Origin of the sequence: Pseudoalteromonas sp. TB51 (assembly GCF_000498055.1) — a bacterium.
GTDB lineage: Bacteria > Pseudomonadota > Gammaproteobacteria > Enterobacterales > Alteromonadaceae > Pseudoalteromonas > Pseudoalteromonas atlantica.
The window spans coordinates 4,011-9,124 of sequence record NZ_AUTO01000320.1; the positions used below are offsets into that span (position 1 = coordinate 4,011).

4 protein-coding genes and 1 pseudogene (1 of these 5 only partly in view) are annotated in these 5,114 nt (G+C 40.1%); 2 read left to right on the forward strand and 3 right to left on the reverse strand.

All coding sequences use genetic code 11. The features are described 5' to 3' along the window. From L650_RS0119880 to L650_RS0119890, 3 genes and pseudogenes are all read right to left on the reverse strand, one after another. Window positions 1-1,067, reverse strand: a pseudogene (locus L650_RS0119880) (sensor histidine kinase) (it extends 411 nt beyond the left edge of the window). A gap of 27 nt (window positions 1,068-1,094) precedes the next feature. Next, entirely contained in the window at window positions 1,095-1,310 is a 216-nt protein-coding gene (locus L650_RS0119885) for a hypothetical protein (protein WP_004588505.1), read from the reverse strand. Between the two features lie 212 nt (window positions 1,311-1,522). After that, window positions 1,523-2,863 (reverse strand): sigma-54-dependent transcriptional regulator, encoded by a 1,341-nt coding sequence (locus L650_RS0119890; RefSeq protein WP_024031667.1) that lies wholly within the window; start codon window positions 2,861-2,863, stop codon window positions 1,523-1,525. A 238-nt stretch (window positions 2,864-3,101) separates the two neighbouring features. Here L650_RS0119890 and L650_RS0119895 point away from each other — a divergent pair, with 238 nt between their 5' ends. Both L650_RS0119895 and L650_RS0119900 read left to right on the forward strand, forming a co-directional pair. Beyond that, entirely contained in the window at window positions 3,102-3,620 is a 519-nt protein-coding gene (locus L650_RS0119895; RefSeq protein ID WP_029774158.1) for an NUDIX hydrolase, read from the forward strand. A 182-nt stretch (window positions 3,621-3,802) separates the two neighbouring features. Further along, a partial coding sequence (locus L650_RS0119900) for an NAD-dependent succinate-semialdehyde dehydrogenase (protein WP_029774159.1) occupies window positions 3,803-5,114 on the forward strand: 1,312 nt, incomplete at its 3' end.

Here is a 5,114-nt window from a genome sequence, read left to right on the forward strand (position 1 = left end):
CCCACCTCTACTTGTGCATTACTTTCTTTAATGGCAACTTCTAAATCACTTAAAATGTCGTTAACTACGCCTTTTAAGTCAGTGTCATCAAAGTCTCTACCTCGCGTTGTTACCCGCGAAAACTCTAGCAAGTCGTTAATAAGGTTAGACATACGTTGCGCTGCATTTTTCATACGGCCTATGTAATCTATGCCTTTTTCGCCCAGTTCATCTTTAAACATGGTTTCTAGGCGGTCACTAAATGCTTGAATTTTTCGAAGTGGTTCTTGTAAATCATGGCTGGCAACAAACGCAAACTCTTCAAGCTCTCGGTTTGAACGGCTTAGCTCATCTGAATATAAGGTCAGCTCTTGCGTGCGCTCAGACACTTTTGTTGCAAGCGTTTCGTTTTGTCTTTCAAGCTCCTCACGGTATTTAGCCGCGTTTCTTAAATTTAGGCGGGTTAATAAAAACATACCTATTATTAAAAGCGCACTGGTAACCGCTGTAATAGCAAAGGTGATTTTTGCTTCATTTTTTATTTGTGCCAGCTTAGAAAAATGGCTCACCTTAAACAGTAATTCTCGGTCTTGAATATCATTAACTTTAACGCGAATATCTTTGTATAGCTCTCGCCCTCTGTGCGTATTTAATACATATAACGCACGGCGCTCTTTGTCATTAGTAGCCAGCTTAACCGTTTGTTTAAGCTCTTTAATTTTAGCTTCTGTTAACACTAATAGCTCAGCAATTCGCTCAGCTTGGCCATCAATTTCAGAGTGTAGAGACTTTACATGCTCCTTTTGCGATTCTATTTGCCCTATCGCATCGTAATAAGGCATTAAGTAGTCTTCTTCTTCGGTGAGTAAATAGCCGCGCTGGCCAGACTCTGCCTGCACAATTGATAAGTGAAGACGCTCAATAGCATCGGCTAATAAACTGGTGTTATCCAAGCTTTTTTGCGTTTGCGTTAATCCCTGAATAGTACTTAATGCCAAAACTGCATTGCCAACAACAATGCACAGTACTATTGCAATAAAAGCGGCCCACGTTATATTCGTTTTACCCTGCTGCTTTTGCTTACTCATTATGTGTAAATACCTAATTTTAAATGACTACTTGTTATTAAAATCAGTAATGTTTTGCAAGCTTTCGCTACATTGCTGACAGTTTGAAATTATTTTATCGAGTGCTGCTAACGCTTTGTCTTTTGGCATATCGTTTTCTAATACCAGTTTAATGAGCTCTGCATTCATAGAAATTCTATTCAGTGGAGCTCTCGCATCATGTACCAATTTATTTAGCGTATTAACTTCTTTTTCATCACTCATATTACTTCCTATACTTGTTTAACCTGAACTCTGGTTAAGAGACTTACTAAAATATTAAATTATAGTGATAACCAAATTCTTTTCTCTAGCCAGAGATTTTCAATGAAAACAAGGTGAATTTACGCGTCAATAGCTGGCCTATTGCAAGCAAATTTAACGCAGTTAACGTTGAAAATAGCTGCTAGAGATAGGTTTATTATTCAGAGTTTAGGTTATTTATATTCTCCAATTCCACCGTATGCGTTTAATCGGTTATACAATGTTTTTGTACTGATCCCTAGCATTTGCGCAGCTAGCGTTTTATTACCTTGCACCTTATCTAGCGTGGCGTGGATTAACTCTTTTTCGACTTCTTCAATGGTTTGCCCTGCCGAAACATGGTTATCGGCCACTTGCGTATTTACACGCGAAAACGGCGACTCTAAGTTATCCGGAAGTGTAATTTCGCTCGATTGTGGGTCGCTCATAATAAAGGCGCGATGGATAGCGTGGCGAAGTTCACGCACATTGCCTGGCCACTCGTATTGCTGTAGTTCTTTTAGCTGCTCGTTGTGCCAATAAAACGAAGTGCCATTTTCATCGTTAAGCTGCTCTAAAAAGGCTTTCGCAAGCAGTGGAATATCTTCTTTTCGTTCACGCAGCGCAGGTATATCAATGGGGAAAACCGCAAGTCTAAAGTAAATATCTTCACGAATAATATTGTTTTGCGCTAAGTCGGTCAGCGAACGGTTAGTCGCAGATATAACGCGGCAGTTTATAGGTAATTCACGATTGCCGCCTACACGTGTTACTTTTTTAGTTTCAAGTACACGCAGTAAGTTTGGCTGCATATCTATAGGCATTTCGGTTACTTCATCTAAAAATAACGTACCGCCATCTGCTTGCTCAAACACACCTTCTTTACGGGCAATTGCACCTGTAAAAGCCCCTTTTTCATGGCCAAATAACTCACTACCTATTAATTCTTTAGACAAAGCACCACAGTTGCTCGCCACTAAAGGGCCTTCGCATTGGCTAGCGTTATGAATTGCTTGGGCGACCACTTCTTTACCGGCACCGCTTTCCCCCATTAGCATCACGTTAGCATTGGTTTTAGCTACGCGCTCTATCATGGTGTAAAGCTTTTGCATTGGCTCTGATTCACCAATTAAACTATTAAAATGGCGAGTAATCGCCGGAACTTTAGCTTTTTTAGCTGTTTTTTTAGGGCCGTTTAATACCAGCTCTAGGTCTTCGCGTTGCAACGGCTTTAATAAATGCCCAACATCTTGCTCACACATGTCTGCCAAAATCCCTTTTACTGAAGGGTGGCCAGAAATAAGCGTCACTTTTGGAGACTGCCCAATCATTTTTAAATGATCGAGTAAATGAAGACCACTGCCATCTGGCAGCATAAAATCGAGTAATACGTGATCAAAGGTATTATTTTCAAACCATTGATGTGCTTCTTTTAAGCTAGTTGCAGTACAAATGTTGTGCCCGAGGAATTCGACAATGTGGCAAACAACGTCACTAAATTCAACGTCATCATCGACTAAAAGTATGTTTAACATGATAAATCCCTATGCTTTTCTTCTTATTCTACGCACCCTATTTTGCAAATAAAAGGGGCTACTAGAATCTCTTAAAAATGATTAAACTATTGAGTCTTTTAACGTTTAATTTTAACAACCGAGTATGTACGTAAACTTAAGCCATACCGATCATAATTTTTAAAAATAATTAGAATTATTTTTACTACTCGCCTAAGTATACCAGCTGATATAATTTTGCTTTTAAAAAGGAGACAAAATGCAATTATTAAAAACAATGGTCCACCCTGGCATAAATTTAAACCAAGGCACTCAATTTACCCGCCGCACAGGCCGCGCCATTGTGGTTAAAGATGCACACATTTTATTAATGTATACCAATCGCTACGAAGACTACAGTTTACCCGGCGGCGGTGTAGATGAAGGTGAAACCCTAGAGCAAGGGTTAATAAGAGAGCTTAGCGAGGAAACTGGCGCGCAAAATATACAGGTTATTAAACCCTTTGGGTTATACGAAGAGTACCGCCCTTGGTACAAAGACGACTTTGATATTATACATATACAGTCGTATTGCTATTTATGCGATACAGACAAAGAGCTTGGCAAAGCACAGCTTGAACATTACGAGCAACAAAATGGTATGACGCCTAAATGGGTCAATATATACGACGCCATTGCACACAACGAGCGCACAATGAGCCTTAGTGAAAAGCAAGGGCTGTCTATCATTCGTGAAACTTACCTACTAAAACAAATAGCACAGCAACTGTTTAACTAAGGCTGTAAAATTTGCATAAAGCAGTATTTTTTACTGCTTGCTCATCACTCGCTTTTTATTTACATCCCATAATTAAATTTAAAGCGACCACTATTCAATAACTTAAACCCTATTTTACTTTATAAAACAAACTGGCTTTGTGTTTGCACTCTTACTGATAACTAATTTGTAAGGAGATAAAAATGAGTAACACAGTTAAAACAATCAACCCCGCAACTGAACAAACCATTGATACCTACACGCTGCTTTCTCAAGAGGAAGCTGAGCAAGTAGTAGAAAAATCTCACGAAACATATTTAAAATGGCGCCAAACCTCATTTACCGAGCGTGCTAAGTATTTAAATAAACTAGCCTCTTTATTTGAAGATCAAAAAGAAGCCATTGCTAAGCTAATGACCGAAGAAATGGGTAAAGTGTACGAGCAAGGTTTTCAAGAAATTGAACTGTGCGCTGGTATTTGTCGTTACACAGCCGAAAACGGCCCACAAGTACTTGGCGATGAAGAGCGCGATATGGATGGCGGCCGCGCTATTGTTAGCTACCAACCTACGGGCGTTTTATTAGGTATTCAGCCTTGGAACTTTCCGCTATACCAAGTAATTCGTTACAGTGCTGCTAACATTATGGCCGGTAACACCACCGTACTTAAACATGCCGGTAATGTATTTGGTATGGCAGAGAAAATCGATACCCTGTTTAAACAAGCGGGCTTCCCTGAATATTGCTTTAGCAACTTACTTATTGATGGCAAAACTGCCAGCGCGCTTATTTCACACAAAGCAATCAGTGGCGTAACATTTACAGGCAGTGACGCTACCGGTAAAAAAGTAGCTGAAGAAGCAGGTAAATACGTTAAAAAAACAGTGCTTGAGCTTGGCAGTAACGATGCCTACTTAGTACTTGATGATGCAGATTTAGACCTTGCTGTTGAAACCTGTGTTACAGGGCGCATGATCAACAACGGCGAAACCTGTGTATCGGCAAAACGCTTTGTGGTTGTAGAGTCATTATATGATGACTTTAAAGAAAAAATTAAAGCGCAATTTGAAGCATTAAAAATGGGCGACCCAATGGCCGAAGATACAGATTTAGGGCCAATGGCACGTGAAGATTTACGTGATAAAATTCACGACCAAGTAATGCAATCTGTTGAAGCAGGTGCAAATGTAGTCACAGGCGGTGAAGTGCCATCTCAAACAGGTTACTACTACCCACCGACTATTCTTGATAATTTATCGCCGGGCATGCCAGCATACGATGACGAGTTATTTGGCCCTGTAGCCTCGCTAATTAAAGCAAAAGACAACGACGATGCAATGCGTATCGCCAACGACTCTCGCTATGGTTTAGGCGGTGGTATTTTCTCTAAAGATGAGAAAAAAGCCATTGAACTGGCTAAAAAGCACTTTGATACCGGTATGATCAACATTAACGGTTACGGCCTTGCCCAACCAAACCTACCGTTTGGTGGTGTTAAAGAAAGTGGTTACGGCC